This window comes from Breoghania sp. (assembly GCF_030066895.1).
Lineage (GTDB): Bacteria > Pseudomonadota > Alphaproteobacteria > Rhizobiales > Stappiaceae > Breoghania.
In genome coordinates this window covers 48,655-73,778 of sequence record NZ_JASJAV010000032.1, presented here as the reverse complement: position 1 = coordinate 73,778, position 25,124 = coordinate 48,655, and the positions used below count along the sequence as shown (strand labels likewise).

Here is a 25,124-nt window from a genome sequence, read left to right as displayed (position 1 = left end):
GTACCGGCGATGTCACCTTTGTGGGCGCGGGGGACTCCAACTACATCGAACGCGTGGGCGAGGATGGCGAGTATTCCTCCGGTGATGTCCATTTCACCGGGGCCGGCGCCAGTAACAGGATCGACCATGGGACGAAATACGGAAACACCTATTTCAAGGGCGCTGGTGCGGCCAACATCATCAACCGGTTCGGGGGCAAAGGCTCCTACGGCAACGTCTATTTCGCGGGCACCGCCGGGCTCGCCAACGTCATCACGCACACGACGAAGCACGGCGACACGGTGTTTCAGGGCGCGGGCGGCGCCAATGTCGTCACGCGTGTGGGTGAGACCGGGAACCTGACCTTCCAGGGAGCGGGCGTGGCGAATGTCATCACGCAGGTGGTCAAGACGGGTGACATGGATGTCACGACCGTCGGCGGCGCCAATGTCGTGACGCGGACGGGCGACGGCACTGCGAACCTGATCCTTGGCGGCGGGGGCAATGTCGCCACCGTGAGCGGCGGTGGCACCGTCAACGCGCAGATGTACGGTGGCCTCAATGTCCTGACCACGCATGTCGACGGCAAGACGACGGACACGCTCGGCGGTTACGGCAATGTCGCGACGGTTCTGGGTGGAGAGGCCAAGATCGATGCCTATGACAATGCCAATGTGATCACCACGAGCGGTTCGGGCAACGACGTGTCGGCCCACGGCTCATATTCGATCATCCGCACGATCAACGAAGATAAGAGTGAACCTTCGGCGGAGGATGCAGCATCCGAAGCCGCGCCGGAGGATATGGCCTCGATCTCTCCGTTCCATGCGCTCGGCGACACGTTTGCGGGGTTCGTGGACACGGCTGCGGACAGCTTCACCGGTGACGATTCGAATGCGGGCTTCTCGATGCTCGATCCGGTGCTGTCGCCCTTCGGGCTCGGCAGCGACGGCGAGGGCTCGGACTAACCTGCGGCGATGATCGATGAGAAGCAGGCGAAGCTTGAGGCGCAGGGGATCGATCTCGATGCCCGGATGGCCTCGCAAGGGATGAGTTTCTCCGATCTGGAAAGCGAGGGGACTGCTTTCGAAGAACCGGAAGAGGTGGACCCGGACGCGGATGCGATCCTCGAGGGCGCTGCGAACGGCGATGCCGGTGCGTATCAGGCAATGGCGACGGATGCACGCAATGCGGCTGTCGTACCGGACATGGATGCGATCCTTGCCGATTACGAGGACACCGCCTCTTCCGGCAGCATGAGTGAGGAGGACTTCGCCGCCAAGCATAAGGCGGCTGCGGAGCAGGATGAAAACGCGGAAGCCGACGTCGAGGAGGGGGATGACACGCAAGGTGGTGGCGAGAGAGACACCAGCGGCTATTGGACCGGTGGTGGTGGCGGTTTCGAGGTTGAGAACACGGCCGTCCGCGACAACGTCATCTTCTCCATCGGGATCCTGAACCTCATCGTTGCAGGCGACGAGGACGACCTCATCATCGCGGCCGGGGTAGGCAACGCGATCTCGTCAGGCGATGGCGACGATTTCATCGCCGCGCTTGGTCTGGGCGGCAATGTAGTCATTGCCGGGGACGGGCATGACGGTGCCGTTCTGGCGGGCGCGGCAAACTATTTCGACGGTGGAGACGGCAACGACATCGCGATCATGGCGAGCTTGGGCAACTACGCCAACATGGACAATGGCGACTGGGATGCAGTCGTGCAGCTTGGGTTCGGCAATGTCGCGGTCAAGGAAGGTTACGGCGACCTCTACGCGGTGATGGACGGCATGGGCAATGTGCTCTATCACCGGGAAGTGGAGCCGGAGGAAGGCGATCCTCATGCGGAGGGTTTTGACCGGCGCAGCGACACCGTGGCGGTCATGCTGGGCGGCGCCAACGTCGCGGTAAAGATCGGCGACGGCGAGTTCGTGGCCGTTCTCGAAAGCCGCTACAATATCGCCACGAAAGTTGGCGACGGCGCCGCGATCTTCGTCATGCTCGGCCAGCTGAATGTGACTACGCGAGTCAGCGACGGTTTCACTCAATATGTCATGGGCAGCCAGTACAACGTGGCGACCCAGGTTGGCCACGGCAATACCGGAGCGCTCTTCCTTGGCAATCTGAACGTCCTGACGGTGGTCGGCGACGGCAATCTGTCGGGTGTTTTCCTCAGCAGATTCAACGTGGTGACGAAGATCGGCCGCGGCACCGTCGGCGTAGCGATGCTCGGCAAGGCCAGTGTGCTGACGATCGTCGACCCGCTTCAGGATGACTAATCCGACCTGGAGGCGTGGTCGGATACTTTCGCGGTGGTTGGCGGCAAGCTGAACGTCATCACCAAGGTCGGCAACAGCACCAACGCGCAAGCCCAGGTCCTGGGGCTGGACGACGGCATGACGATGATGATGGCCGTTGGCAAGGCCAACAACCTCCAGCATTACGGCAACGACACCACGGTGATGGGGGCCTATGGCAACCTGAATGTCGCCGTGAAGAGCGGCGACGGGCTGATGATCGCGGCAACGGTTGGGCAGGGAAATCTGGTCGTTCACAACGGCGACGATACGCTGGGCGGTTTTTCCTATGCCTGGAGCCCGAAGACCAAGAACGACGCGACCAATCCTTCGACTCGGCTGGACACCGTCAATAAGATTGGCAAAAATCTTGATAAGCTGGCCGACGACGAGAAAGGAACAAGCTGGGGCATTCTGGATGACCCATATATCGGGTTCCTTTTCTCAAAGGCTCCGAACCAGACGAGTACCTCCAAAACTGGATAAGGGCTTGAAGGCCTGAAGAACGGTCCCACCTGGATCGGCTACGGGCTGAATGTCCTCGGTGACGACATCGTCGACGGGATCGGCGATGCGCTGGATACTGGGAGCGACAGCTCCAACTGGAAGGACGATCTAGGCTCTGTGGCGGCCAATGCGTCGGCAAACATCACTATCAAGGCTGGCGATGGGGATGTCTATTTCGCCCAGATCGCGCCGGGCACTACTTTTTCGGACGACGCGAAGCCGGTCGACCTTGGCAAGGTGAAGAAATATCTGCCTGAAACAGCCGTAAGTGCTTTGGGGTCCGTTCTCACCAGCAGGAGCTTCAATCTCTTCATGCAGGTGGGGGACGGCAACACGTTTACCGCGCAATACGGCGATGCCAACGTCGTCTTCAAACTTGGCAATGGCAACGGCACCTCAAAGGTGGACTGGGATGTTCTGAATGTCGCTGTCGGCAATATGAATGTCGTGTTCGAGATCAACCCGGATTCGATCTTTGCGGGGGACATTTTCTGCGAAAAATACACCGATCCCAACAAGCTGAACCTGCCCGATTATTCAACTCGCAGCACGCAGGTCATGTTTGGCGAATTGAACACATCGATCAAAGTTGGCGACGGCATGAGCGTCGGTCTTCTACTCGGTTCCTACAACACTTCCATCACCATCGGTCATGGCAACGAGTTCAAGGTGATGATCGGCGACGGTAATCTGTCCGTGCATGTGGGCAGTGCGAATGCAGATCTTGGCGGACATACGGAAGGCATGAATGGTTTCGGCGGCCTTCGCATCATGTACGGGACCGGCAATATCGCTATTGATTACGGCACGTCCAATGATCTGTTCATGGCTCTTTCCCCGGGTGATTCCGAGGCGGAAGGCGATAGCCTCAGCAATAGTAGCATCGAGTTTCTGCAAAAGAAGGCGAAGTCGGATTTCTCTTCATGGGCAGGAACGCAGTGCATTCCGTTACCCAACGGCCCGCAGTTCGCACAGTTGTTCCTTGGTGGTTTTGCACCCTTCTATTCGGACACGGATGCCGATGGCAAACCCACGAATAATCAGCAGAAGCGGCAGAGTGGAACGCAGCTCACGAAGGTCACGAAGCAGATTGCCGGCTTCTACAATTCCATCACCAGTTCCAAGATCGGGAAGGACAGCAAAGGGAAGTATGAAACGGTACGCGATCAATACAATGAGAGATTTAAGTATTACCTTGAAATCGGAGAGTAGATCAAGAATCATCTGAAGACGATTAACGATATGATGACCGTCGAATTCAAGGAAGTCAGCAATATCATCCACGCAGGCGGTGGATCGTATGTCATCATTACGCACGGTCCGGGCAACCTGATCTTCGGATATTACTACACAAGCTTGCTGGATCTATCCGTCGCTGCATTTTTCCCGGCCACGGTACAATCGATCTCGCTCAACGAGATACTTGGACTGGCGATCGAGGATCCCAAATCCAAGACCGCCAAGGCCGCCAGATTCCTGGCCTATATATGCAGACCGTCGTCGATATCGGCATGACGCTGCCTTACCAGTCCATCGGAGCGCTTCTCGGGATCGGCTATGACGAGAACGGCTCCTATGTCACCCAGTGGAGCGCCTATGATGACGAAAACAATTTCGACTGGGAGTCCATCGCTCCCAACATTCTGGGGATGTTCTGGCCGGACGTAACGGTTCCGTCGAGCATTTTCGGCGGTTTGGCCAGCTCGCCTTTGGCCGCATTTACTCAGAAGGGAGCTTTCGACCTGGCCGGATCCTTGGCCAATGTCGGCCCAGCCGATGACGTGGTCGACAGCTTCGCGACAAGTACCAACTCCTGGGATAACGGGTATGGGATCTTCGACGATGGCCTCCCGGTCATTCCGGCGGTGCCCAATATTTCGTCCATGGTCCAGCTACTCATGGACTTTTCCAATATCGCGGCTCTCGGCGAGGGTGGTACTGCCGACAACCTGAAGAAGTTCTTCCTCGACCTCAAACCGATGCAGGATAACGGCGATATCATCATCTCCGTCGGGACATCCAACCTGCAGTTTGGCGGGCACGGGGATGACATTATCGCCTCGGTCGGGACCTTGGGGAAACTGCTCGACGGCGAGGGCGACGACATGCTCTTCAGTGCCGGCCAATATTCCTATCTCACAGGCAATGCCGGCAATGATACGATGATCGCGATCGGTCAGTACAATGTCATCCATGACACCGACGGCAACAATTCGATCATTGCCTTCGGCAACACCAACGACACAAGGACCGGCGACGGAAACGATTTCCTGATCACCTATGGGGACCAGACCAAGGTTCGTCTCGGTGGCGGGTTCAATTTTGGGATCGTTTTCGGTAACAAGAACAACATCTTGCTCAGCGGAGACAACATCATCTGCGCGGTGGGCGGCGAGAACAATTATTACATCACCGGCGGTGAGGGTAATAAGAGCCTGATCTACAATCTTGGCACTGCCAAGGTCACCATGTCGGGAAGTCCGAAAGCGTTGGTGAAGACACTGGGCGGACAGATCGACGGGGCGGCGGGCGATGACTACCTCGAATTCGGTCGCGAAAGCCTTGGCGGCATGCTCAACGGCGACAATCGAAACGACTATGACGGGCGCAGCAACGACACCATCGTCATGCGCGACCTTGAAGCGGATCGAAGGGCGCATCCAGTTCGATCAGGTGCGCTTCCGCTATCAGCCGCACCTGAGAGATGTGTTGAGCGGTATCGATCTCGAAATTCCGGGTGGGCAATCCCCGCATTCTCATTCTGGATGAGGCGACCAGCGCGCTGGACTACGAATCCGAGCGCATCATCCAGCAGAACATGAAGCAGATCTGCAAGGGGCGGACGGTGCTGATCATCGCGCATCGCCTCTCGGCCATCCGCCACGCCGACCGGATCCTGACCATCGAAAACGGTCGGATCGTCGAAGATGATTCACATGACAGCCTGATCAAAACGGGCGGACGCTATTCGCAGTTGTGGGGCATCCAGAGCGGGAACGTGGTCGATGCAGCATGAAAGCGAAAAACGCTTCCTCGCGAGAGTGCCATTGGTGAAGAAGCCCGCCGATGAGGTGATCACGGTGGAGGGAGAAGATGTGCCACCGTCTCCCACGGCATCGGCACGATCCGAAGCTTCTCCGCAACAGGCTCCGGCCCCTGAAAAGCGCAAGAAGGATGCCCGCAAGCGCGCGCTCGGGGGATCGAACGGGAGTTCATACCTGCCGCACTGGAGATCCTCGACACGCCCGCAAACCCTTATGAGCGGTTGATCCTCCTCACCATCGTGATCGCCTTAGCTGGTGCTGTCGTTTGGGCCTACATGAGCAAGGTTGATATCGTTGTGAGCGCACAGGGGCACGTCGTGCCGATCGGCGGGACGAAGCTGGTTCAGGCGCAGGAAATCAGCACGGTGCGATCAATCCACGTGGCCGATGGTCAGCATGTGCAGGCCGGTGACGTGCTGGTGGAACTCGATTCAACCGACAGCGCCGCGGATATCGAACAGTTCAAGCTGCAGCGCGATGAAGCGGCAATAACCGCGGCGCGGCTGGAAGCCTATATCAAGGCGGTTCAGGGCAAGCTCTTCATCCTGCCTTCTAAAATCGGCGATCTGGACCCGTCGCTCGTCGCCATGCACCAAAGCCGGTTGGCCAGCGATCTTGCCTCCTTCAAGGCGCAACTCGGCGCATTCAAGGCGGAGCATGCCCGGCAGAAGGCTTCCGTCGCGAGAATTCGCGCCGAGGTGGAGAAGCTTGAGGAGTTGAGGCCGCTGGTCGTTTCGCGCGAGGCGAATATTCTCCACCTGATGGAGCAGGGGTACACGCCGACATCCGTTTGGCAGCAGGTGAAGGCGCAACTGATCGACGTCACCCACGACCGGTCTATCAAGGCTCATCAGATCGAAGAGGCGGAAAGCCAGATGCTGTCCGTCGAACGCAAGATGGAAGGGCTCCTCGCCGATACGCTGCAACTCTCCTATGTCCGTCTCGTGGAAGCGCGGTAAATCTTCGCCCGCACCGAACCGGCGTTGCGCAAGGCGGAGAAGCGCGAGGAACTTCGAACCCTGAGGGCGCCGGTTTCGGGCACGGTTCAGAATCTGACGGTCAATACCATCGGCGGGGTGGTGCAACCCGCAACCCCGCTGATGATAATTGTGCCGGATGATGCCGGGCTGGAAGTGCGCGCGCAGGTTTTGAACCGCGACAAGGGCGTCGTTGCCGCGGGCGAAGAGGTCGAACTGAAATTCGAGGCTTTCGATTTCACCCGTTATGGCACAGTGAAGGGCCGGGTTCTCACCGTCTCCAACGATGCGCTTCGCAATGAGCAACTCGGACTGACCTATGAGATGCGGATCGCGATGGACGCAAACGCGATCAAGGTGGGCGGCGAGATTGAACCTTTGACGCCCGGCATGATGGTGACGGCGGGAATGAAAACCGGCAGGCGCCGGGTCATCGATTTCCTGCTGTCGCCGCTGCTCCACTATCGCGACGAGGCGATCCGAGAACGATAAACCCTGTGTGGGGGCGGATCATTCCGCCAATCGGATCAAACAGGACCGAGTTTCGTGGGATGGGGTGGGGGTTTGCGGCCCTCTCGTCAAACCGTGTTTCCCGATTATTCCGTTGCGTCCCGTGCCATATGCATGTTTTGAAAGCTTGAGACGATGATCCCGATACCCTCTATCGGGCGATCTCATTCTGACGCTGCGTGTTGGCTTTTATATTGCAGTGAAATCATCGACGAAAGCGCGAGAATCGGGCCGCCGTGCCGCCCCGTTGGATCGGTAGAAACCGATTTGAGAATTGGTTCGAACTGCATGTTCCGGCGGTGTTTTTTATCTGCGAACATCTGAAGATAGGACCGGACACGCCGGGAAATATGCTCTTTAGCCGGCTTGAGTTTCTGTTTGGATCTCGCTCGTGTCAGCCTCTCTCTTCGGCAGAAGACTTGGCTTTCACAAAAAAAATAGATTTGAGCTACACTTATATACAAGTGTATTGCTTTGAGCGGAAAATTCCTCGGGCAGGATGGGGCCATGCTGAGGAGATTGACGAAGGCGAGCTTTCTTTGGCAGGTTGGATTTCTGCTTTTGCTCGTCATTGGCGGCGCAGCGGTGGTCCAGAATATCGAGCCCAACCTTGCGCGCGCCGGGATCTCCGTCTCGTTCGGCTTGATCAACAGCCACGCCGGTTTCGATATCAACGAAAGCGCCATCGTTGTCTCCTCCACAAGCAGTTACGCCCGCGTGCCGCTGGCGGGGATGATCAACACGATCATTCTTTCGCTGGTCTGCATCATTGGAGCGACAGCCGTCGGCATCGTCATGGGGGTGCTGCGCGCCAGCAATCACTATCTCGGTGTCCGGGTTGCGCTCGTCTATATCGAGGTAATGCGCAATCTGCCGAAGCTCTTGATCCTTCTGGCGTTATTCCTTGTTGCGGTGAACACGTTGCCCTCAGTGCGCCAAAGCTGGGGGCTGTTCGAGATCATCTTCGTCTCAAACCGGGCGATCTACCTTCCCACGATCGAGCCCGGTTCCGGCCTGCGCCTGTTATTCGCGGTCTTCGCGATCTGGATTGTGAGCAATGTCGTCCTGGGCAGGCTTGCTCGGCGTATTCAGGACCACACCGGCATCCGGTATCGGGTGTTCTTGCCTGTGACGCTTTTCGCGCTCGCCGTGATCGCCGTATCCGCCCTGTTGGGCTGGGCGGATTTTCCGGTCAGCTATCCTGAACTGAAGGGCTTCGATTTCAGGGGTGGTCACCCACCGGATTTCCATCCAGTTCCTCGTGTTGGCGGTTGCGTTGTCGCTCTATCACGGTGGGCAGGTCGCGGAACTGGTGCGCGGGGCCATCGAGGCGGTGCCAGCCGGGCAATTCGAGGTGGCAAGAGCGTCCGGCCTGACCTTCCTGCAGATGATGCGTCTGGTCGTGCACCCGCAGGCCGTACGCATCATCGTGCCGCCGATGGGTCATCAGTATCTCAACATCACCAAGAATACCTCGATCGCGCTAGCCGTTGGCTATTCCGATCTTGTTTCGGTCATGACGACGTCGATCAACTAGACCTTCCGCCCGATCGAACTGATGTCGCTGACCATGTGCGTCTATCTCGGGATCTGCCTGATGGTCTCTCTGGCGGTCAATGTCTACAACGTCCGCGTTTCATCGAGGGCGATGTGACATGAGCGTCCTCTCCGAAGAGATTCCATTCCCGGATGATATCGCAGCCCGCCCGCCTCGTGACGGGCTGGTTCGGCAGATCAGGTCGAAATTGTTTGCCACGAAGGGCGATACGGCGCTAACACTGTTCCTGGGTGCGATCGTCTGCGCTCTCATCGCCTTCGCACTCGATTGGCTGGTGATCGGGGCGGCCGCTCCATGGGCGACGGTCGATGCGTGTGCTGAGGCGCGCGGCACTTGCTGGCCGTTCGTTGTCGAAAAGCACCGGCTGATCCTGTTCGTAACCTACCCCTTCGAGGCGCAATGGCGGCCGTTTACCGCCAGCCTTCTGCTGGTCGGCGGCGTCGGCATCAGCATGCTGCCGTCCTTTCACAATGCTCGGCTGGTGGCGCTCTGGGGCGCGGTCGGCGTCGGGTTTTACGTTTTGATGACCGGCGGATATTTCGGGCTTGAGGTCGTTAAGCCGGAGCGCTGGAACGGTCTGCCCGTCCTGCTGATGCTGGCCATCTTCGGGCTGATCTTCGCCTATCCGGTTGGGATCCTGCTGTCCCTCGCGCGACACCAGTCGCAATTGCCCGCCATTCGCGCCTTCGCCATCCTCTATATCGAACTGGTGCGCGACGTGCCGATGATCATGGTGCTGTTTCTCGGGCTCTTCGTTCTGCCGCTGCTGACGACGATGATTGCGCTGGTGTTCTTCCATTCCGCCTATTTCGCGGAAGCCGTGCGCGGTGGCCTCCAGCCGGTGCCTCTCGGCCAGTACGAGGCCGCCAACAGTCAGGGGCTCTCCTAGGTTCAGAAAGCCCGTCTGGTCGTCCTGCCACAGGCGCTGCGGAAGTCATGCCGGAAATCATGAACACGGTTCTGGGAGCCTACAAGGACACCTCCCTCGTCGTGATCATCGGCATTCACGACACATGGCCACCGTCAAGATGGCCTTCAGTGATCCCGGCTGGCAGCACTACGGCCTGGAAGCATATTTGCTCGTCGGAGCTTGGTATCTCGTCACGTGCTGGTGCCTCTCCTCCTACAGCAGATGGTTGGAAAGAAGATCTTCCTAAAACTCGTACGCATATTGGAGCTCCAGATGTATCCTCTTCGCACTATCCTTGCGGCGGGCGGCCTCATGGCCCTTGCCGCGACTCCGGCCACGGCCGGCAGCGTGATGGGTGATATCCGCACGAATGACAGACTTGTCTGTCTGGTGAACACCAACTCCCCCGGCTTCTCCGGGCCGGACAGTGAAGGTGTCTTCCGCGGGTTCAATACCGATTTCTGCCGTATGGCGGCAGCCGCCATTCTCGGCGATGCCGAAAAGGCCGATATCCGCGGCATCGGCTTTTCCGACATCATGAAGACGATCGTCGCCAAGGGCGCGCACATGGCCTCGCGCAGCATCACGCGCACCGGCACCCGCGATGCAAATCCGGGCATGCGTTTCGTCGTCACGACCTTCTATGACGGGCAGGGCTTCATGGTTCCACGTTCGCCCGGGGTGAAGAGAGCGCCAAGGAACTCAACGGGGCGACAGTGTGCGCCGAAGAGGGATCGACCACCCTTCTGAACATCGCCGACTGGTTCTCCGACCGCGACATCTCCTATCGCGTGGAGAACATCGCCGACAAGACGGTCCGTCTGCAGGCGTTCTTAAGCGGCAAATGCGACGTGATGGCGAGCGACCGGACCGCACTCAATTCCGATCGCTTCCCAGCACCGGATCCCGTCGCCTATGCCATCCTGCCGGAGGTGATCTTCAATGAACCGCTGACCCTTCTGAGCCAGCCAGATGCGGAACTGGAAACCGCCGTTTACTGGGCCTTCCAGGTCATGCTCAACGCCGAGGCGATGGGCGTGAATTCCGGCAATATCGATCAGGTATGGCGGACCTCGCCAATCAGCCGAAGGTAGTCCAGCGGTTGTTCAGCGCGGATTCTGCTGCCGGTGAAATGGCCTCGCAGATTGGGCTGGCGAGCGACTGGTCCTACAAGATCATCAAGCAGGTCGGCAATTACGGCAAGGTCTATGATCGCAACCTTGGCGCGGAGTCCACTTACGGGCTGGATCGCACCGGTACGGCCAATGCGCTCTACGTCGACGGTGGGTTGATGCACCCGCAGCCCATTCGCTGAACACCCCGGGGAGCAGAAGGTCATCGAAGCCCGTGCTTCGCCTCCCAAAGTCCCGAACCGGTGCCGGCGACGGCCTTCTGTTCCTGAAATCCCGGCAAACGCCGACGGCGCCAAGCGTGCCGTTGACCTCATGCAACGTGCCTCCAGGAACATGACCCATGACGGTACATCCCATGATCCGGATCACGGATCTGGATAAGTGGTACGGCAACTACCACGCTCTGCGAAACATCTCGCTGACGACTCGGTCGGGCGAGCGCGTGGTCATTTGCGGCCCCTCAGGATCGAGCAAGTCGACGCTTCTGCGCTGCATGAACCGTCTCGAACGCCATGAGCGCGGACGGGTCGAAGTCTCGGGGATCGAACTGAACGACGACGCCCGGTCCCTCGCGCGTGTCCGGCAGGAGACGAGCATGGTGTTCCCGCAATTCAATCTCTATCCGCATCTGAGCGTGCTGAAGAATTGCACGCTCGCCCCGATTTGGGTGCGCAAGTACCCGAAGCGGCAGGCGGAGCAACTGGCGATGCATTTCCTGAACCGAGTACATATTGCGGATCAGACGGCGAAATATCCGCATCAGATCTCGGGCGGTCAGCAGCAGCGCGTTGCCATTGCCCGTACACTTTGCATGGGGCCAAAAGTCATCCTGTTCGATGAGCCGACCTCGGCGCTTGATCCGGAAATAAGCAAGGAAGTGCTGGATGTCATGATCGAGCTGGCTGACGACGATATCACCATGGTCTGCGTGACCCACGAGATGGGCTTTGCCCGGCGCGTGGCGGATCGGGTCATCTTCATGGATGAAGGCGAGATCGTCGAAGCCAACGAGCCTGACGGGTTCTTCGACAGACCGCACTCGCCCCGCACCCGCAAGTTCCTCGATCAAGTTTTCATGCATTGATCCACGCCGCGCGACAGGCGGATGGGGCGCAAATGCCTGAGGCGACCTTGCGCAGTGCGGAAGTGACATCTTTTGCACACATCCCTGCCGTATCAGCAGCTGAGTGTCACATTGCTGTCATTCCAACTTGAGTCAAATAAAATATACAAGTATATAGGAATTCCAAGAGCCGGAGTGCCCGAAAATGTCAATCGTTCCTTTGCCGTCGCGTTTCAGCAAAGTTTGGTTGTAGGGCACGGATCTGCAGATGGTTCTCCAGTCTTGTCCCAGTGTCCGGTTTTCGCCCGGCAACAAGGTCGCGACCCTCGCCTTTCTTCAAGAAGACCTGCAGCATCTCAAGGATGCGAACGTCCGGATGCTGATCTCCTGCGTGTGCGAGGGGGAACTGACGCTTGGCAAGGTTCGCTTCCGTGAAGTCCTGTCCGCAAACGATATCGACTGGCGGTCGATCGCCATTCCCGACATGCGGCCTCCGGGCGAAGAGCATGCCCAGGAACTGGCGGAGGCTCTTGCTGCGGTGCGCGACCATATCGCGCGGAAATCCCGTTGCGATCCATTGTATGGTTGGGCTCGGAAGAACGGGCACCATCGCGGCATGTCTGGCCATGACCTACGGTCTGAGCGCTGTCGATGCGATCGCGTTCATCCGCAAGGCCCATGATCCTGAAGCGATCGAGACCGTGGAGCAGGAAGCCTTCCTCCAGCAGCGCCACAATCGCCGCCCTTGCAGGCCCAGCTTTAAAAGAGGCCGGAGCGGGCGGGCGAGGGGGCTCCTCGCGTTTCGAGGAGCCTGAACATCTGCGCGCGGTGGAGCGTCAGTTGCCCTCGGCAAGCGACTTGTAGGCACGGCAGAGATCGCGAAGCGCGATGAAGAACGCCGAGTAGTCCGACTTTTCCAGGGCCGCGATCAGACTGGGGACATTGTCGCGAATGACCGCCGCGGCCTGGTCGGGCGAATGGCACACCCCTGCCATCAGCGCGCGCGACGCCCGGTAGAACAGCAATTCGTTTATGTGGCGCAGCGTGTCGTCGATGAGGAATTGATCGGTCAGGCTCTGTATTGCCTTGAGAAATGTCCAGATCTGCTCCGCATCCGGTGTTCCCGACAGCATGGAGGCGCGCACCTGCAGGTTCGCGAGCAGTTCATGCTGATCCGTTGCGGGCCGGAAGAGCTCCAGTTCCGTGATGGTTTCCAGAATGCGGGCGTGGATTTCCAGGTAATTGCGGGCATCCGCCTCGGTGAAATCCTCCACGATCGTTCCGACGCCGGTCCGCACGACCGCCAGCTTCTCGAAGGCGAGCCTTTGAAGGACTTGACGGATCGGGGTGCGGCTGACCTGAAACTCCTGCCCGAGGTCGGTCTCGTGAAAAACATCGCCGGGCTGATACTGACCGAGGCAGATGCGGTCGCGGAGTGTCTGGTAGATCGTATCAACGCGAGTTTTTTCACGCATGGATGCTCTTTCGATTTATTCTTCTTCGTTACGTTGTTTTGCAGTGAAGTGCACCGGACAGGACGACCGGCGACCTACAAACGACGGAGCGGCCCGCTGCCAGCAGGTAGCATAAAAACGGACAAGAATAGAATAACCTCTCTGCAGTGGGTCAAAAAGAAACGCAGTTGAGGTGCCTCCCGCGGCGAACCTTCCTGATTACAGGTGCCTCAAGGTCAAGTATAGACCTTTATCTCCACGCCCAGGTCGCACCAATTGGGCGCAGAAAATCCGGAGCGATTCGAGATGACATCCCGCATTCAGTCTGTCGTTTTAATTTGTTCGAAGAACAATATGTTCGTAACGGTTCATCCTGATATCATTTTTATTCATTAAAGACGAGTAATGCACAAAAAGACAATTCAACCAATAGTACTATTGGAAAGCCCGATCAACACTTCGGCGAGAATCGTGCTCAGCGGCACGCCGGGACTGGTCATCGAGGGGAACGGCAATCTAAATCTCGATGAAGAAGCGCTCAGCGAGGAAATGAGCCGCCTGCATCAACACAACGTCAAAACACTCATCGCCTTGATCGAGGACGAGGAAATTCATCCGATTGCCTTTGAAGATATTGCGGAAGTGGCGGAGGTGTTCGGCCTGCACTCGGTTCGACTTCCCATCGCGGATTTTCAGGCCACGACAGCCGAGCAGGAGCCGCATTGGAAGGAGATCCGCGATCACGCCTGGCAAGTTCTCGACGTCGGCGACAGCATTGCTTTCTATTGCCTGGCGGGCATTGGCTGAAGCGGCATGATGGCGGCCTGCCTGCTGGTGCATCTGGGCATGATGCCGGGGGATGCGCTGCGCGAGGTGCGCCGCATAATACACCCTGATGCGCTGGAGATCGACGTGCAACTGGCCTATCTCAACGCCCAGTAAGCCGCGTCACGAAGCGGCCGCCTACGGAGCCGCCGGTTGGGAGCTGCGGTTCGGGCCGATGGCGACAAACTTGTCGATCTCCTCGCCCTCCAGTCCGACAAGGAATGGTTGGCGCGTGCCGGGAAGAATCGCGATGTCGTAGATCTCCTCCACGGAGCCGGTAATCGTCAGCTTGTGGCAGATCGCGCTGTCGGAAAGCCGGATGACGTAGACTGCGCATTCCGGCTCCACACCGCGTTGCTCCAGCTCACCGTCGAGCGGCAAGTCGGAAAAGACTTGGTTGCGGGGCTTGGAGAGGCCGACCACGGCATAGTCGCCGACGAAGTTCAGTCCGTGCAGGAAGCCCGGGCACCAGACGATCCGCTCGAACCGGCCGCTTGCGCGGTCAACGCGGCCGAGCCAGCCGGACCCCGCCTCCAGTACATAAAGCTCGCCGCGATGAAGGCGCGGGGTGTGGGGCATGGCGAGCCCGCCGACCAGCACGCTGTCGTCGCGCATATCGATGACCATGCCCCCATCGGCGCGAGTCTCGCGCCAGCCACCGGCCACGTTGCTCTCACTAATCATCGTCGCATAGGCGACCTCACCGTCCTCCAGACAGAAGCCGTTGAAGTGGCAGCGGTCCTCGTTGACGATCGCATCGACAAAGGAGGGGCGCCAGACAGGAGAAAAGCTCCCGCGTCCGTCAAGCTCCGCAAGGCAGTTGTAGAGCGTCACGGCTACCAGCAGACGTCCATCGCGGTCGATGTGAATGTCGTGGACATCGACCCCGCCGGTCACGTCGCAGCGCCTCGGCATGTAGAGCTTGTCCTAGCCATCGAAGCTGGCGCCCACATCGAGACCGTTCTCGAAACGCCAGACCTGATAGCGGGTGAAGAGATAGAAGCCGTTCTCCGTAGCCCGCAGCGCCATGGCCTGTCCGAAATTTCGTTCGCTCACGGCGATGGAACCGGATCGCCCGGGGCCGAGCAGAACGACCTTTCCCGCCGTGTAGGTCGTGAAGCCGAGCGACAGGTCATAGGCCGTCATCCAGGCCGCAAAATCGGACGAGAACGTGGCGTGAAACGGATTCTGTTGCGGAGCGCCGACCCCATCACCTGCGATAATTGGCGTAGAGGCAGATGAGGATGACGTGGTGGACGACTGCATGACACATTCATTTTACACGATATGATCGAATAACGAGCACTTAAGATAACATATAATGCATCGCCGCATCGAAAAATGTTGCACGGACGCAACGACATTGAAAATACTGTATACAGGTACTACTAAAAAAGGCGACTACTAACTTTAATTAATTTTACTAATGTTAATACTACGATATGTTTCAATCGATGCCTTATCCGAGATTCGGGAAATCCCATATGCCTCTGACCTGCCTCGACGCAAACCGACAGTTCCGCTCGGCGTCTGCCCTCCGCCTGCGCGCATTGGCGCTGGGGACGACCGCCCTCGTTGGTTTTGGGGTGTGGTTGGGGCCCTTCGCCCCGGCCGATGCTGCCTGCGTCATCTCCGGAGCCGGCTCGGCAACAGCGCCGCAGACGAGCGCCACGGTCGACTGTACTGGTACGGGCCTGACCGGTCCGATCGTGGCGGAAACGGGCGCCACCGACGTCACCATCAACATCGGTGACAGCACGACGGCGACCGAGCTGGATACGGGGGCGAATACGGCAATCACCCTCAGTAGCGACAGCACCGTCACCGTCAATGGCAATGCCACCGTCACGACGTCGGGAAACCGTGTCAACGGAATCGAGGCCAATGGCGACAACAACACGTTCACCCTCGACGGCGGCACGATCGACTCCGACGGCTATCGCTCGTCTGCCGTCGAGATCCGTGGTGGTGGCAACACGGTCACGATCAACAGCGGTTCGATAACCATAGACGGATTCGTGCCGAACGGCGTCCTCGTCGCTGGCGACGGGGACAACACGCTGACAATGACCGGCGGCTCGATCGTCGCGAGTGGAGAAAACAGCGACGCGATCAAGGTGGGCGCGGACGATAGAACTGCCACGGTCACCATAGGCGGCACCGCAACGGTGCAGATATTGGACAACGGCACCGGTGGTATAGATGTTTACGGTCACAATACGACCGTAAACGTTACGGGGGGATCGATTTCCACGCAGGGCTTGTCTGCCGGTGGAAACACCGCACGGAACATCGAAGACTACAGTGGTGCGGCAACCGTCAATATCAGCGGCGGAAGTGTCACGACCGCAGGCGTAAGTTCAGTCGGCATCGACAACGCTGACGGTGGTGGCATCATCGCTTCCGTAACTGTGAGCGGAACGGCTGATATCGTCACCGGGGGCAACTATTCTCATGGTGTCCAAACCTCCACGCAGTCCAATGACGACGTCAAGGATCTCGTGGCCGTCGTGACTGTCAACGGCGGCACGATCTCCGGTGACGGTGCCATCGGGGCCTATGCCCTGGCAGATAACGCCGACGGCACGGCCACGGTGACAATCAGCGGCAGCACGATCAAGACCTATGGCGACAACTATTCCCATGGTGCCATCTCGTATGTGTCGGGGGCGAACAGCACCGCGACGACCATCGTCAATGGCGGCACGATTGTGACTTATGGGACGAATGCCGATTGGGACGAATGCCGACGGCGCGGATGCGTTCGCCTACGGTGAAGGATCTTCCGCGACAGTGACGATCGGCGGCACGGCCGCAATCTCGACGGATGGCTACGCGAGCGATGGCGCGCGCGCCTATAGCCAGTACGGCGATGCTGCAATCGTCATCGAGGGCGGCACGATCGATACCGCGGGCAGCTATGCTCATGGCGCGATCTCCTTTGCCGAAGGCGTGAACGGCACCGCCGCGGTTACCGTCAGCGGTGGCGCGATCAACACGACCGGTGCGTCCGCGCGCGGCACCTTTTCCTACACCGACAATGACGGTGGGGCGTTGACAGTGACTGTCACCGGCAGCACGACCACGACCTCCGGTTACCGGTCTGCGGCAACGGAAGCCGTCGCCTACGGTGTCGATACCGAAGTCGGCATCACCATCAGCGGCGGAACGATCTCGACCAACGGCAACCGCGATTTCGGCGCCCATGCCTATGCCGACGGCAGCAACGGCGTCGCGACCGTGACGGTCAATGGCAGCGCTTCGATCACGACGAATGGTTCGGAGGCATGGGCGCCGAAGCCGTGGCCGACGGCACCAATGGCAGCGCGACGGTGACGGTCGGCGGTAATGCAACGATCGTCACGACGGATGACTCCGCCGAAGGCGCATACGCCCTCGCTGCCAGTGAAAACTCCAGCGCCACCATCAATACCGGGGGCAACGCGGCAATCACCACCTACGACGATTTCGCCGAGGCTGCCATCGCCAGCGCCACAGGCACCGGTGCCCGGGCGACGGTGAATGTCACCGGCGGTACACTCAAGACCTACGAGCTTGCCTCCGGCGGCGCCCAGGCTTATGCCAATGGTGCGAACTCGGTCGCGACGGTCAATGTCAGCGGCGGTTCGGTCACGACCTACGGATCCTTCGATGTTTTCGCCGAAGCTGCGGGCACCGACGGCACGGCAACGGTCACGCTGACCGGCGGCTCAGTCACGAGCACCAGTGCCAATACTGTCATCGCCGTGGCGCAGGACAGGGGTGGCACGGCCTCGGTGACCATTTCAGGCGGCTCGGTCGATCTCGTGCACACGGAGAGCAGCAAGCGGTATGCGGTTTATGCCGGTTCGTCAGGAGATGCGACCGTGACGCTCAACGGCGGAACGGTCACGGCAGACGGATCGAATGCCCAAGGTGTTGAGGTTCGCTCTTCCGAAGGCGATGCCTCGGTGAATATCAACGGCGGCACGGTTGAGATAACTGGGGCAGTGGAGCCAAAGCCGTTCGCGCCAGGGCGATCGGGGATGGGTGCTCGGCAACGGTAACGATCACTGGCGGTGCGATAACGGCAGCCGGAAACGAAACAACCGGCGTCTACGCGCTGGCGCAGGGCGACGGCGGTACCGTGGCAGTCACGATCAGCGACGGCTCTGTCAGCGCAACGGACGATGGCATTGCCACCTACATCAATGGTGCCAACGGGGCCGCGACCGTCGACGTGACCGGTGGAACGGTTGAAGTTACCGGCACGAACACCGTAGCCATTCGCAATCGGGTCGGCAATGCGACCAGCACCGGAACGGTCACGATCAGCGGTGGTTCGGTTGCCGCGAGCGGGAATTATAGCAAAGGTATTGTGAGCTACCTCGGATCGGACGAAGGAACGTCGACCGTTACGATATCCGGCGGAACTGTCACAGCAGATGGCAACCGAGCCTACGCCATCGAGGTCTACCAGATAGCTGGCGAGACCGGAGGCAGCACGACCGTCACGCTCAGCGGTGGCACGGTGCAGGCGACGGGAACGGACGCCAGAGCCGTCGATTTCGATACCCGTGACGGTTCAACAAACTCACTGACGATCGGCACGGCGGCGACCGTGATCGGTGACCTTTTTGCGCAAACGAACAATACCAGTACCACGGATCTGACCTTTAACGGGACTGGCTCGGGCACGTTCTCCGCCGACATCGAGGGCTTCGCTTCGATCACCAAGACGGACACGGGGACCTGGACACTCAGCGGCAACATCACCAATTCCGGTGACTTCACCGTTGCAGCCGGTACGCTGAACTTCGGTGGCGTGACGACGAGCCTCGTGAACGTCCAGTCCGGCGCGGTGCTGACCGGTTCCGGCACCACAGGCGATCTTACCTTCGATGCAGGCTCCACCTATCTCGTGGATCTTTCCTCCTCGGAGTTCCTCGACAGCACGGGGGCTGCGACCATTGACGCGGACACGGCGCTGGAAGTCGTGGCCGGGGATGCGATCGCGCAAGACTTGGATACGCCGTTTGCCGTGCTGACCCACCGCCACCAGTGTCAGCAACGAGTTCGGCACGGTGGAGGAGGATTTCGCCTTCCTCGGCGTGGAGCAAACCTCGGATGCCAACACCATCTACGTGACGCTGACCCAGGACGCCGCTTTCGCCGATGTCGCAGCAACTCCGAACCAGAAGACGGTGGCGGGGACTGTGGAGAGCCTGGAAGCAGGTAACGCGCTCTTCGACGCGGTGCTCACTCTGAACGAGGGCGATGCCTGCACCGCCTTCGAACAGCTCTCCGGCGAAAGCCAGGCCTCCTTCCAGAGCACGCTGGTGGGAACGAGTTCGTTCGCGCGCAACGTGGTCGGAACCCGGATCTCAAACGCCTTTGACGGTATCGCCACCAACAACATGGCGATGATCGCGCTGAACGGTGAGGCCGAGCCCGGCATGCCGACGGGGCTTCTCGCTTGGGCGCAGGCCTACGGCTCGATCGACCGGGTCGACGGTGACGGCAACTCCGCCGATCAGGACAACGCCTCGGGCGGGCTCTTCGTCGGACTTGGAGACCGAGGCCCCCGCGGGCTGGAAGGCGGGTCTTCTGGCCGGCTTCGGCCATACCCACGCCTCGGTCGATGCGCTCAACTCCGATACTGATGCCGACAGCTTCACCATCGGTGCCTATGGCGCGCGGGCTTTCGGCCAGTTCCGCCTGCAGGTGGGCGCGACCTACACCTACCATGCGGTCGATACCGAGCGCCGCGTGGTCTTCCCGGGCTTCACCGAGACCCTCGATGCGAACTATGACGCCTCTCAACCTACCAGGCCTTCACGGAAGTCGGCTTACGCCTTCGACACACGCTCCGTGCTGATCGAGCCGTTTGCCGGCCTTGCCGTGGTGCATCAAGAAAACGGCGGCTTCACCGAGACGGGCGGCACGGCCACGCTGACGGTTGGCGACGGTTCTCAGACGCTGGGCGTCACCACACTGGGCGTGCGCGCGGCGAAGGAAGTCGCCTTCGACAGCGGTTCGATCGTGACCTTCTCCGGCACGCTCGGCTGGCGCCACACCTTCGGCGATGTCACGCCGGAAGTGACCTCACGCTTTGCAGACGGTGGTTCGGCCTTCACGGTTTCCGGCACGCCGATCGATACGGATACCGCGCTGGCGAAAGCGGGCACCGGCTTCCGGCTCGATGACGCCGCCAATCTGGCTCTCACCTATCGCGGCGAATTCGGTGAGGATGCAATCGACCAGAGCCTCAACTCACGGCTAACGACCCGGTTCTAGGCGTGCGGTAGCAATTGCGAAAAGGGCGAGGCGTGCAATCGCGCGCTTCGCTCGTAATCGCAGGGATCGACGTGGAGACGTTGGTGTTGGCGTGAGTCGCCGAATGCGGCATGAGCGCAACGATGTTCCGTCAGGGGGAGGGGGAGCAGCCCAATGGGGTTCCGATGTTTGTCGAACGTGGTGAACGAGAGCTCCCGTTCTATGAGGAGCTGAATGTTCCTCGTCGTTAGCTGATCTTGGCGACCACGCTCTTGACCTTGCAGTAACTTTTCAGGCCTTCCAAACCCTTTTCCCGACCAACGCCGGAGAGCTTGTTGCCGCCGAAGGGAACTTCGACGCCACCTGCGAAATACCCGTTGATGAAGATCTGTCCGACGTCGATATCGCGGGCCATGGAAAGCGCCTTGTCGACGTCCTTGGTGAACACGCCGGCGACGAGGCCGTATTGGCAGTCGTTGGCGAGCGTCAGGGTGTTTTCGGCGTCCTCGGCGATCTGCACGGTAAGGACTGGGACGAAGATCTCTTTCTGTACCAGTTCGTTGTTGCAGGGGGCAGTTGGCGACGATGGTCGGTTCATAGAACCAACCCTTGCCGGTTTCCGGATCGGTGGTGATTGCACCGCCGGTCAGGATCTCCGCACCGCGCGCCCGGGCCCGGTCGATGAAACCGGCGATCTTGCTCAGCTGCTCGGGGGAATTCACAGGCCCGAAATTCGGATCCATGAGACCGTGCTCGAGGCTGAGTTTCCCGGTGCATCTGATCAGTTCCGCCACGAAGCGATCGTGCAGAGCGCGTTCGATGACGAGGCGCGATCCGGCGGAGCAGATCTGTCCGGCATGCTCGAAAATGGCGCCCAGAACGCTGTTCATTGTCTGCTCGAAGTCGCAGTCCGCGAGTACAACTGCCGGGGACTTGCCGCCAAGTTCAAGAACAACCCGGGTCACATTGTCGGCCGCCGATCGCATGACCTTCTGGCCCGTGGCGACAGAGCCGGTGAATGTGATCTGATCCACGTCCTTGTTAATCATGAGGGGTGCTCCGACGGCTGCACCCGTGCCGGTGATGACATTGCAGACCCCGTCCGGCAGGCCCGCTTCCGAGAGAAGTTCTGCCAGAAGGAGCGCGGTGAAGGGCGTCTGTTCCGCTGGTTTGGCGACGACCGTGCATCCGGCGGCCAAAGCGGGCGCGAAACTGCGAGCCGTGGTCGAGATCGGGAAATTCCAGGGAACGATATGGGCCGTGCCCCCGACCGGTTCGTAGATGCTGTAGCCCAGATATCCCCGTGGCAGGGGGAAGGTGTCGCCCTGAAGCTTGTCGCAGGAACCGGCATAATATTCGAAAGCCCGCGCGGCCCCGCCCACATCGCCGCGGGCTTCGCTTAGCGGCTTGCCGCTGTCGAGGCTCTCGACGATTGCCAGGCGTTCTGAATTTTCGCGAATAAGCTGAGCGGTCTTCTGGAGGATACGGCCGCGTTCGGCAGGTGGTGTCTCGCGCCAGACATTCCGGAAGGCCAGTACAGCAGCCTCCGCGGCGGCGTCCACGTCCTCCGCGGTGCCATTGGTGAACTGCGCAAAAACCTCGCCTCGGCCGGGGTCGAAGCTTTCCATCATCGACGCGCCTTTGCCCTCGGTGAACCGTCCGGAAATATAGTGGCCGGTGGTCAATCCGGTGACGGGTTTGCCGGCGAGGATGTCGTGGATCATCATTTCAGGAATTCCGTGTGCTGATTTGATAGGCGGGCTTTGCAAGTCACTCCGGGTTGATCTCGATGCCCCAGCCGGGAGCGTCGGTGACCGTGGCCTTGCCATCCACGATTTCATACGGATCGTTCAGGAAAAGCTGGTCCTGCCACGGGTAGTAGTCGAGCCCCTCGATTGAAAACTCCAGATACTTCCCGGCATTGGGAATGGCGCGCAGGAGATGCATCGTGAAGATTGTGACCATGGAGAGGTTGGCCGCATGCGGAGTTATGGGCATGCCAGCGGCCTCGGCCATTTTCGCCACGCGCAGCGTGCGGGCAATGCCGCCGAGATAGCAGACGTCGGGCTGGAGGGCATCGACAATCCGGCCGTCGATCATGCCCTTCCAGTTGGCCAGCATGCAGTCCTGTTCGCCGCCTGTCACGTCGATATCGAGGGCTTCGGTAACCTGTTTGGTCTGTTTGAATTCCCAGTAGGGGCAGGGCTCCTCATAGCGGGAAACGCCGTTGTCGATCAGAATCTTACCGACCTCGATGGCCTTGTCCGGCGAATAGCAGGAATTCGCATCGACCAGCAGCTCGACATCGTCGCCGAGCGTCTTGCGGATCAGGGGAATGATTTCCTCCGTGCGACCCGGCCATTCGTCTTGGTTGCGGCCGACTTCCGCTCCGATGCGGAACTTGAAGGCATCGAAACCCTTCTCGTCGCGCAGCCGCACGAAGCGTCGGGCTTCATCATCCGGGGTGATGTCGCGCTTCATGGAAGATGCATAGGCGCGGAATGTACCGGGAGTACCCCCGATCAATTCGTAAACCGGCTTTCCCTCGACCTTGCCGATCATTTCCCAGAGCGCGGTATCGACCCCGCCCATGGCGCGGCGAAGATAGGCGCCGGGAAACTTGTGTTCCTTGTCGCGCACGATATCGAGAATTTCGTCGATATCCCGGCAGTCCCAACCCAGAACGTAAGGGGCGACTTGTCCCCAACCGGTCGATCCGTCATCAACGGTAACCCGTACGAAGCAAATGAATTCATTAGTGAAAGTTTCAATCGTCTGGATCTTCATCGGAAGCGCACCGGATTTTCATCTTGCAAAGAACGCTTTCAGACTGTGCTATTAATGGTCTGCACAACATGTCCATTGCGGCAAATTCCATAGACCAATTCAGAGGCGGAGATGAAACAGGCAGCCGGGATCCTCTTTTCCGCCATCGCGCTTGATCGCAATTCGACAAAGAGCGTCAGCGTTCAGCTTTATCAGAAGCTTCGCGAAATCATCCTGTCCGGGCGGTTGTCTGCGGGCCAGAGATTACCGGCGACGCGCACGCTTGCGCAGGATATCGGCGTCTCCCGGATAACCGTGATCGACGCCATAGATCGGCTCGTTGCGGAAGGCATGCTGGTCTCAAAGGTCGGCTCTGACACCTTCGTTAGTGACATTCTGGAACGCCAGCGGCCGCACGCGGTCACGATGCCCGCCGGTGCGGGGAAAAGCGCGAAGGCCCGGTTTTCCTACACCATCAGTCATGCGGAAAAGGATTATGCCGCCCACTCCTGGTTGCCCCATGAGGCGCGGGCTTTCGTTACCGCGTTGCCCGCGCTCGATGCCTTCCCGATGGCGCACTGGTTGCGGATCGCAGAGCACCATTTCCGGGGCGAGCGCAGCATGGTGATGGGCTACGGTCAGCCAAAAGGAAACCAGCCCCTGAGACGGGCGGTTGCATCCCACCTGAGTGCCTTGAAGGGGGGGTCGATGCGATCCCGATCAGATCTTCATAACGTCGGGAGCACAACATGCCTTTTCGCTGATCGGACGCTTGCTCCTGAATCCCCGGGACCGGGTTTGGATGGAAAATCCGGGAGCTTCCGGTGCGCGTAACGCTCTTCTGTCGGAAGGCGCGGAACTGGTTCCGATCTTCGTCGACGGGGAGGGGCTGGTCGTGCGCGACGGTCTTGAAAAAGCCCCACATTTCCGGCTGGCTTTCGTCACCCCGTCGCATCAGCAACCTCTCGGGCATGTCATGTCCCTGAGCCGCCGTTTTTAACTGCTGAAGGCCGCGGAGGAGGCGCAAGCCTTTGTCGTGGAGGATGACTATGACGGCGAGTTCTATTTCGAAAACGCCCCTCAACCGGCCCTCCTGAGCATCGATGCCGGGCAGCGGGTCTTCTACGTCGGCACCTTCTCGAAATCTCTCTTCCCGTCACTCCGCCTGGGCTTCATGGTGGTTCCGGACCATCTGGTCGACGCTTTCGACCGGTATTTCATGTCCTGGGTGAGCGGACCGCCGATGATCACCCAGGCCATCGTGGCTGATTTCATGGATGAAGCACATTTCTCCACCCACATCCGCGTCATGCGCCGCATGTACAAGGCCCGCTATTAGGCCTTGATGGAGCGGTAGACCTTCTGCGAGGGGCCATGGATGTTCAGGAAACATCCGGCGGCTTTCACACGCCGGCCTTTCTGTCCAACGGTATCGATGAAAGCGCAGTCGTGGAGCAGGCGCGGGAGAAGAACGTCCGCCTGGCTTCGCTCAGCCGCTATTGTCTGGAGCCGATCAGGCAGAAGGGCCTCGTCCTCGGTTTCGGCTGCGCCTCTCCCGACGATATTCGAAACGGAATCGAAGTTATCCGGCAGCTTCCGGCACTCTGCCCCCAATTGGTCTGATCGTTTTATTGCATTGGATATAAAGCCCAGTCCAATGCTCCTCTAGCCTTCAATGTGACAAGCGTAATCGGTCTCGGCCTTGGGCGGAGTTCGGCGAGGGATTGAGGCTGGGGGTGGGCTTTTTCTTCGGGCGGAACAGAATGAATTGGCCTGGATGACTTGCCCTAAACCGCAGCGGCCTCGGTCCAAAATCAAGTCGGTCAGCCCATTCGGCCGGGCAACAAGAAAT

General features: G+C 59.5%; 33 protein-coding genes and 3 pseudogenes. 29 read left to right on the top strand and 7 right to left on the bottom strand.

Annotated elements, in window-relative coordinates; translation table 11 throughout:
* The first annotated feature begins 20 nt into the window (after nucleotides 1-20).
* The 10 genes and pseudogenes from QNJ43_RS24550 (at nucleotide 21) to QNJ43_RS24505 (ending at nucleotide 7,290) form a co-directional block, all read left to right on the top strand.
* Nucleotides 21-947: a hypothetical protein gene (locus QNJ43_RS24550; protein WP_300474240.1), complete on the top strand. Its 927-nt coding sequence runs from the start codon at nucleotides 21-23 to the stop codon at nucleotides 945-947.
* A 9-nt stretch (nucleotides 948-956) separates the two neighbouring features.
* Entirely contained in the window at nucleotides 957-2,252 is a 1,296-nt protein-coding gene (locus tag QNJ43_RS24545; RefSeq protein ID WP_300474238.1) for a hypothetical protein, read from the top strand.
* Nucleotides 2,253-2,285: 33 nt separating this feature from the next.
* A complete protein-coding gene (locus QNJ43_RS24540) occupies nucleotides 2,286-2,756 on the top strand; it encodes a hypothetical protein (RefSeq protein WP_300474235.1) in 471 nt (156 codons plus the stop codon).
* A gap of 138 nt (nucleotides 2,757-2,894) precedes the next feature.
* Complete coding sequence (locus tag QNJ43_RS24535) at nucleotides 2,895-3,989, top strand: hypothetical protein (RefSeq protein ID WP_300474234.1); 1,095 nt, start codon at nucleotides 2,895-2,897, stop codon at nucleotides 3,987-3,989.
* 30 nt (nucleotides 3,990-4,019) lie between these two features.
* Nucleotides 4,020-4,292 (top strand): hypothetical protein, encoded by a 273-nt coding sequence (locus QNJ43_RS24530; protein WP_300474231.1) that lies wholly within the window; start codon nucleotides 4,020-4,022, stop codon nucleotides 4,290-4,292.
* On the top strand, nucleotides 4,265-5,599 hold the full coding sequence (locus tag QNJ43_RS24525; RefSeq protein WP_300474229.1) for a hypothetical protein: 1,335 nt from the start codon (nucleotides 4,265-4,267) through the stop codon (nucleotides 5,597-5,599). Before QNJ43_RS24530 ends, QNJ43_RS24525 begins: the two co-directional genes overlap by 28 nt.
* Nucleotides 5,494-5,793 (top strand): annotated as a pseudogene (locus tag QNJ43_RS24520) (type I secretion system permease/ATPase); the annotation flags it as partial. The gene QNJ43_RS24525 and the pseudogene QNJ43_RS24520, both read left to right, overlap by 106 nt.
* Nucleotides 5,794-5,824: 31 nt before the next feature.
* Nucleotides 5,825-6,046 (top strand): hypothetical protein, encoded by a 222-nt coding sequence (locus QNJ43_RS24515; protein WP_300474225.1) that lies wholly within the window; start codon nucleotides 5,825-5,827, stop codon nucleotides 6,044-6,046.
* A gap of 50 nt (nucleotides 6,047-6,096) precedes the next feature.
* Nucleotides 6,097-6,780, top strand: coding sequence for a biotin/lipoyl-binding protein (locus tag QNJ43_RS24510; RefSeq protein WP_300474223.1), 684 nt, complete (start codon nucleotides 6,097-6,099; stop codon nucleotides 6,778-6,780).
* Nucleotides 6,781-6,804: 24 nt separating this feature from the next.
* Nucleotides 6,805-7,290 (top strand): HlyD family efflux transporter periplasmic adaptor subunit, encoded by a 486-nt coding sequence (locus QNJ43_RS24505; RefSeq protein ID WP_300474221.1) that lies wholly within the window; start codon nucleotides 6,805-6,807, stop codon nucleotides 7,288-7,290.
* A 444-nt stretch (nucleotides 7,291-7,734) separates the two neighbouring features.
* Here QNJ43_RS24505 and QNJ43_RS24500 read toward each other — a convergent pair whose 3' ends face one another.
* Nucleotides 7,735-8,130 carry a hypothetical protein gene (locus tag QNJ43_RS24500; RefSeq protein ID WP_300474218.1) on the bottom strand — a complete coding sequence of 132 codons (396 nt, stop codon included), beginning with the start codon at nucleotides 8,128-8,130 and terminating at the stop codon, nucleotides 7,735-7,737.
* Nucleotides 8,131-8,331: 201 nt separating this feature from the next.
* On the bottom strand, nucleotides 8,332-8,544 hold the full coding sequence (locus QNJ43_RS24495) for a hypothetical protein (protein ID WP_300474216.1): 213 nt from the start codon (nucleotides 8,542-8,544) through the stop codon (nucleotides 8,332-8,334).
* Between QNJ43_RS24495 and QNJ43_RS24490 the strand changes: the two genes are divergently transcribed.
* The 7 genes from QNJ43_RS24490 to QNJ43_RS24460 all read left to right on the top strand — a co-directional run bounded on the left by QNJ43_RS24490 (nucleotide 8,537) and on the right by QNJ43_RS24460 (nucleotide 12,654).
* On the top strand, nucleotides 8,537-8,845 hold the full coding sequence (locus QNJ43_RS24490) for an ABC transporter permease subunit (protein ID WP_300474213.1): 309 nt from the start codon (nucleotides 8,537-8,539) through the stop codon (nucleotides 8,843-8,845). The two genes, QNJ43_RS24495 and QNJ43_RS24490, sit on opposite strands and share 8 nt — an antisense overlap.
* 118 nt (nucleotides 8,846-8,963) lie before the next feature.
* Nucleotides 8,964-9,755, top strand: a complete 792-nt coding sequence (locus QNJ43_RS24485; RefSeq protein ID WP_300474211.1) for an ABC transporter permease subunit — start codon at nucleotides 8,964-8,966, stop codon at nucleotides 9,753-9,755.
* Between the two features lie 294 nt (nucleotides 9,756-10,049).
* Nucleotides 10,050-10,526, top strand: coding sequence for a hypothetical protein (locus tag QNJ43_RS24480; RefSeq protein ID WP_300474208.1), 477 nt, complete (start codon nucleotides 10,050-10,052; stop codon nucleotides 10,524-10,526).
* Nucleotides 10,493-10,870 (top strand): hypothetical protein, encoded by a 378-nt coding sequence (locus tag QNJ43_RS24475; RefSeq protein ID WP_300474205.1) that lies wholly within the window; start codon nucleotides 10,493-10,495, stop codon nucleotides 10,868-10,870. The genes QNJ43_RS24480 and QNJ43_RS24475 overlap by 34 nt, the downstream gene beginning before the upstream one ends.
* Nucleotides 10,871-10,908: 38 nt before the next feature.
* Nucleotides 10,909-11,091: a hypothetical protein gene (locus tag QNJ43_RS24470; protein ID WP_300474202.1), complete on the top strand. Its 183-nt coding sequence runs from the start codon at nucleotides 10,909-10,911 to the stop codon at nucleotides 11,089-11,091.
* 158 nt (nucleotides 11,092-11,249) lie between these two features.
* Nucleotides 11,250-11,993 carry an amino acid ABC transporter ATP-binding protein gene (locus QNJ43_RS24465; RefSeq protein WP_300474200.1) on the top strand — a complete coding sequence of 248 codons (744 nt, stop codon included), beginning with the start codon at nucleotides 11,250-11,252 and terminating at the stop codon, nucleotides 11,991-11,993.
* Between the two features lie 247 nt (nucleotides 11,994-12,240).
* Nucleotides 12,241-12,654, top strand: coding sequence for a hypothetical protein (locus QNJ43_RS24460; RefSeq protein ID WP_300474197.1), 414 nt, complete (start codon nucleotides 12,241-12,243; stop codon nucleotides 12,652-12,654).
* A 154-nt stretch (nucleotides 12,655-12,808) separates the two neighbouring features.
* On the opposite strand, the gene QNJ43_RS24455 is transcribed toward QNJ43_RS24460, so the two are convergent.
* On the bottom strand, nucleotides 12,809-13,447 hold the full coding sequence (locus tag QNJ43_RS24455; protein ID WP_300474195.1) for a GntR family transcriptional regulator: 639 nt from the start codon (nucleotides 13,445-13,447) through the stop codon (nucleotides 12,809-12,811).
* A 450-nt stretch (nucleotides 13,448-13,897) separates the two neighbouring features.
* Between QNJ43_RS24455 and QNJ43_RS24450 the strand changes: the two genes are divergently transcribed.
* Together QNJ43_RS24450 and QNJ43_RS24445 are read left to right on the top strand one after the other, a co-directional pair.
* A complete protein-coding gene (locus QNJ43_RS24450) occupies nucleotides 13,898-14,233 on the top strand; it encodes a hypothetical protein (protein ID WP_300474192.1) in 336 nt (111 codons plus the stop codon).
* A gap of 6 nt (nucleotides 14,234-14,239) precedes the next feature.
* Nucleotides 14,240-14,368 (top strand): hypothetical protein, encoded by a 129-nt coding sequence (locus QNJ43_RS24445; protein WP_300474189.1) that lies wholly within the window; start codon nucleotides 14,240-14,242, stop codon nucleotides 14,366-14,368.
* Between the two features lie 21 nt (nucleotides 14,369-14,389).
* Here the strand turns inward: QNJ43_RS24445 and QNJ43_RS24440 are convergent.
* Nucleotides 14,390-15,517 (bottom strand): annotated as a pseudogene (locus QNJ43_RS24440) (TIGR03032 family protein).
* A 218-nt stretch (nucleotides 15,518-15,735) separates the two neighbouring features.
* Between QNJ43_RS24440 and QNJ43_RS24435 the strand changes: the two are divergent.
* The 6 genes from QNJ43_RS24435 to QNJ43_RS24410 all read left to right on the top strand — a co-directional run bounded on the left by QNJ43_RS24435 (nucleotide 15,736) and on the right by QNJ43_RS24410 (nucleotide 20,527).
* Nucleotides 15,736-17,028, top strand: a complete 1,293-nt coding sequence (locus QNJ43_RS24435) for a hypothetical protein (RefSeq protein ID WP_300474186.1) — start codon at nucleotides 15,736-15,738, stop codon at nucleotides 17,026-17,028.
* A complete protein-coding gene (locus tag QNJ43_RS24430) occupies nucleotides 16,979-17,587 on the top strand; it encodes a hypothetical protein (RefSeq protein ID WP_300474182.1) in 609 nt (202 codons plus the stop codon). Before QNJ43_RS24435 ends, QNJ43_RS24430 begins: the two co-directional genes overlap by 50 nt.
* Complete coding sequence (locus QNJ43_RS24425) at nucleotides 17,539-18,297, top strand: hypothetical protein (protein ID WP_300474179.1); 759 nt, start codon at nucleotides 17,539-17,541, stop codon at nucleotides 18,295-18,297. Before QNJ43_RS24430 ends, QNJ43_RS24425 begins: the two co-directional genes overlap by 49 nt.
* Nucleotides 18,298-18,377: 80 nt before the next feature.
* Complete coding sequence (locus QNJ43_RS24420) at nucleotides 18,378-19,469, top strand: hypothetical protein (RefSeq protein WP_300474176.1); 1,092 nt, start codon at nucleotides 18,378-18,380, stop codon at nucleotides 19,467-19,469.
* On the top strand, nucleotides 19,435-19,893 hold the full coding sequence (locus QNJ43_RS24415) for a hypothetical protein (protein ID WP_300474174.1): 459 nt from the start codon (nucleotides 19,435-19,437) through the stop codon (nucleotides 19,891-19,893). The genes QNJ43_RS24420 and QNJ43_RS24415 overlap by 35 nt, the downstream gene beginning before the upstream one ends.
* Nucleotides 19,799-20,527 (top strand): autotransporter outer membrane beta-barrel domain-containing protein, encoded by a 729-nt coding sequence (locus QNJ43_RS24410; protein WP_300474172.1) that lies wholly within the window; start codon nucleotides 19,799-19,801, stop codon nucleotides 20,525-20,527. The genes QNJ43_RS24415 and QNJ43_RS24410 overlap by 95 nt, the downstream gene beginning before the upstream one ends.
* Before the next feature lie 226 nt (nucleotides 20,528-20,753).
* Here QNJ43_RS24410 and QNJ43_RS24405 read toward each other — a convergent pair whose 3' ends face one another.
* From QNJ43_RS24405 to QNJ43_RS24395, 3 genes and pseudogenes are all read right to left on the bottom strand, one after another.
* Nucleotides 20,754-21,026, bottom strand: coding sequence for an aldehyde dehydrogenase family protein (locus QNJ43_RS24405; protein WP_300474170.1), 273 nt, complete (start codon nucleotides 21,024-21,026; stop codon nucleotides 20,754-20,756).
* Nucleotides 21,027-21,132: 106 nt separating this feature from the next.
* A pseudogene (locus QNJ43_RS24400) lies at nucleotides 21,133-22,134 on the bottom strand (aldehyde dehydrogenase family protein); the annotation flags it as partial.
* A gap of 142 nt (nucleotides 22,135-22,276) precedes the next feature.
* On the bottom strand, nucleotides 22,277-23,293 hold the full coding sequence (locus tag QNJ43_RS24395; protein ID WP_300474167.1) for a mandelate racemase/muconate lactonizing enzyme family protein: 1,017 nt from the start codon (nucleotides 23,291-23,293) through the stop codon (nucleotides 22,277-22,279).
* 111 nt (nucleotides 23,294-23,404) lie between these two features.
* Between QNJ43_RS24395 and QNJ43_RS24390 the strand changes: the two genes are divergently transcribed.
* From QNJ43_RS24390 to QNJ43_RS24375, 4 genes are read left to right on the top strand one after another with little or no spacing between them, the layout of a single operon-like run.
* The gene (locus tag QNJ43_RS24390; RefSeq protein ID WP_300474165.1) at nucleotides 23,405-24,106 is read left to right on the top strand and encodes a GntR family transcriptional regulator; all 702 of its coding nucleotides are present in this window, start codon (nucleotides 23,405-23,407) and stop codon (nucleotides 24,104-24,106) included.
* The gene (locus QNJ43_RS24385) at nucleotides 24,075-24,272 is read left to right on the top strand and encodes a hypothetical protein (RefSeq protein ID WP_300474162.1); all 198 of its coding nucleotides are present in this window, start codon (nucleotides 24,075-24,077) and stop codon (nucleotides 24,270-24,272) included. The genes QNJ43_RS24390 and QNJ43_RS24385 overlap by 32 nt, the downstream gene beginning before the upstream one ends.
* A 36-nt stretch (nucleotides 24,273-24,308) precedes the next feature.
* Nucleotides 24,309-24,611, top strand: a complete 303-nt coding sequence (locus QNJ43_RS24380; protein WP_300474159.1) for an aminotransferase class I/II-fold pyridoxal phosphate-dependent enzyme — start codon at nucleotides 24,309-24,311, stop codon at nucleotides 24,609-24,611.
* A 35-nt stretch (nucleotides 24,612-24,646) separates the two neighbouring features.
* Nucleotides 24,647-24,895, top strand: a complete 249-nt coding sequence (locus QNJ43_RS24375; protein ID WP_300474157.1) for a hypothetical protein — start codon at nucleotides 24,647-24,649, stop codon at nucleotides 24,893-24,895.
* Nucleotides 24,896-25,124: the final 229 nt, after the last annotated feature.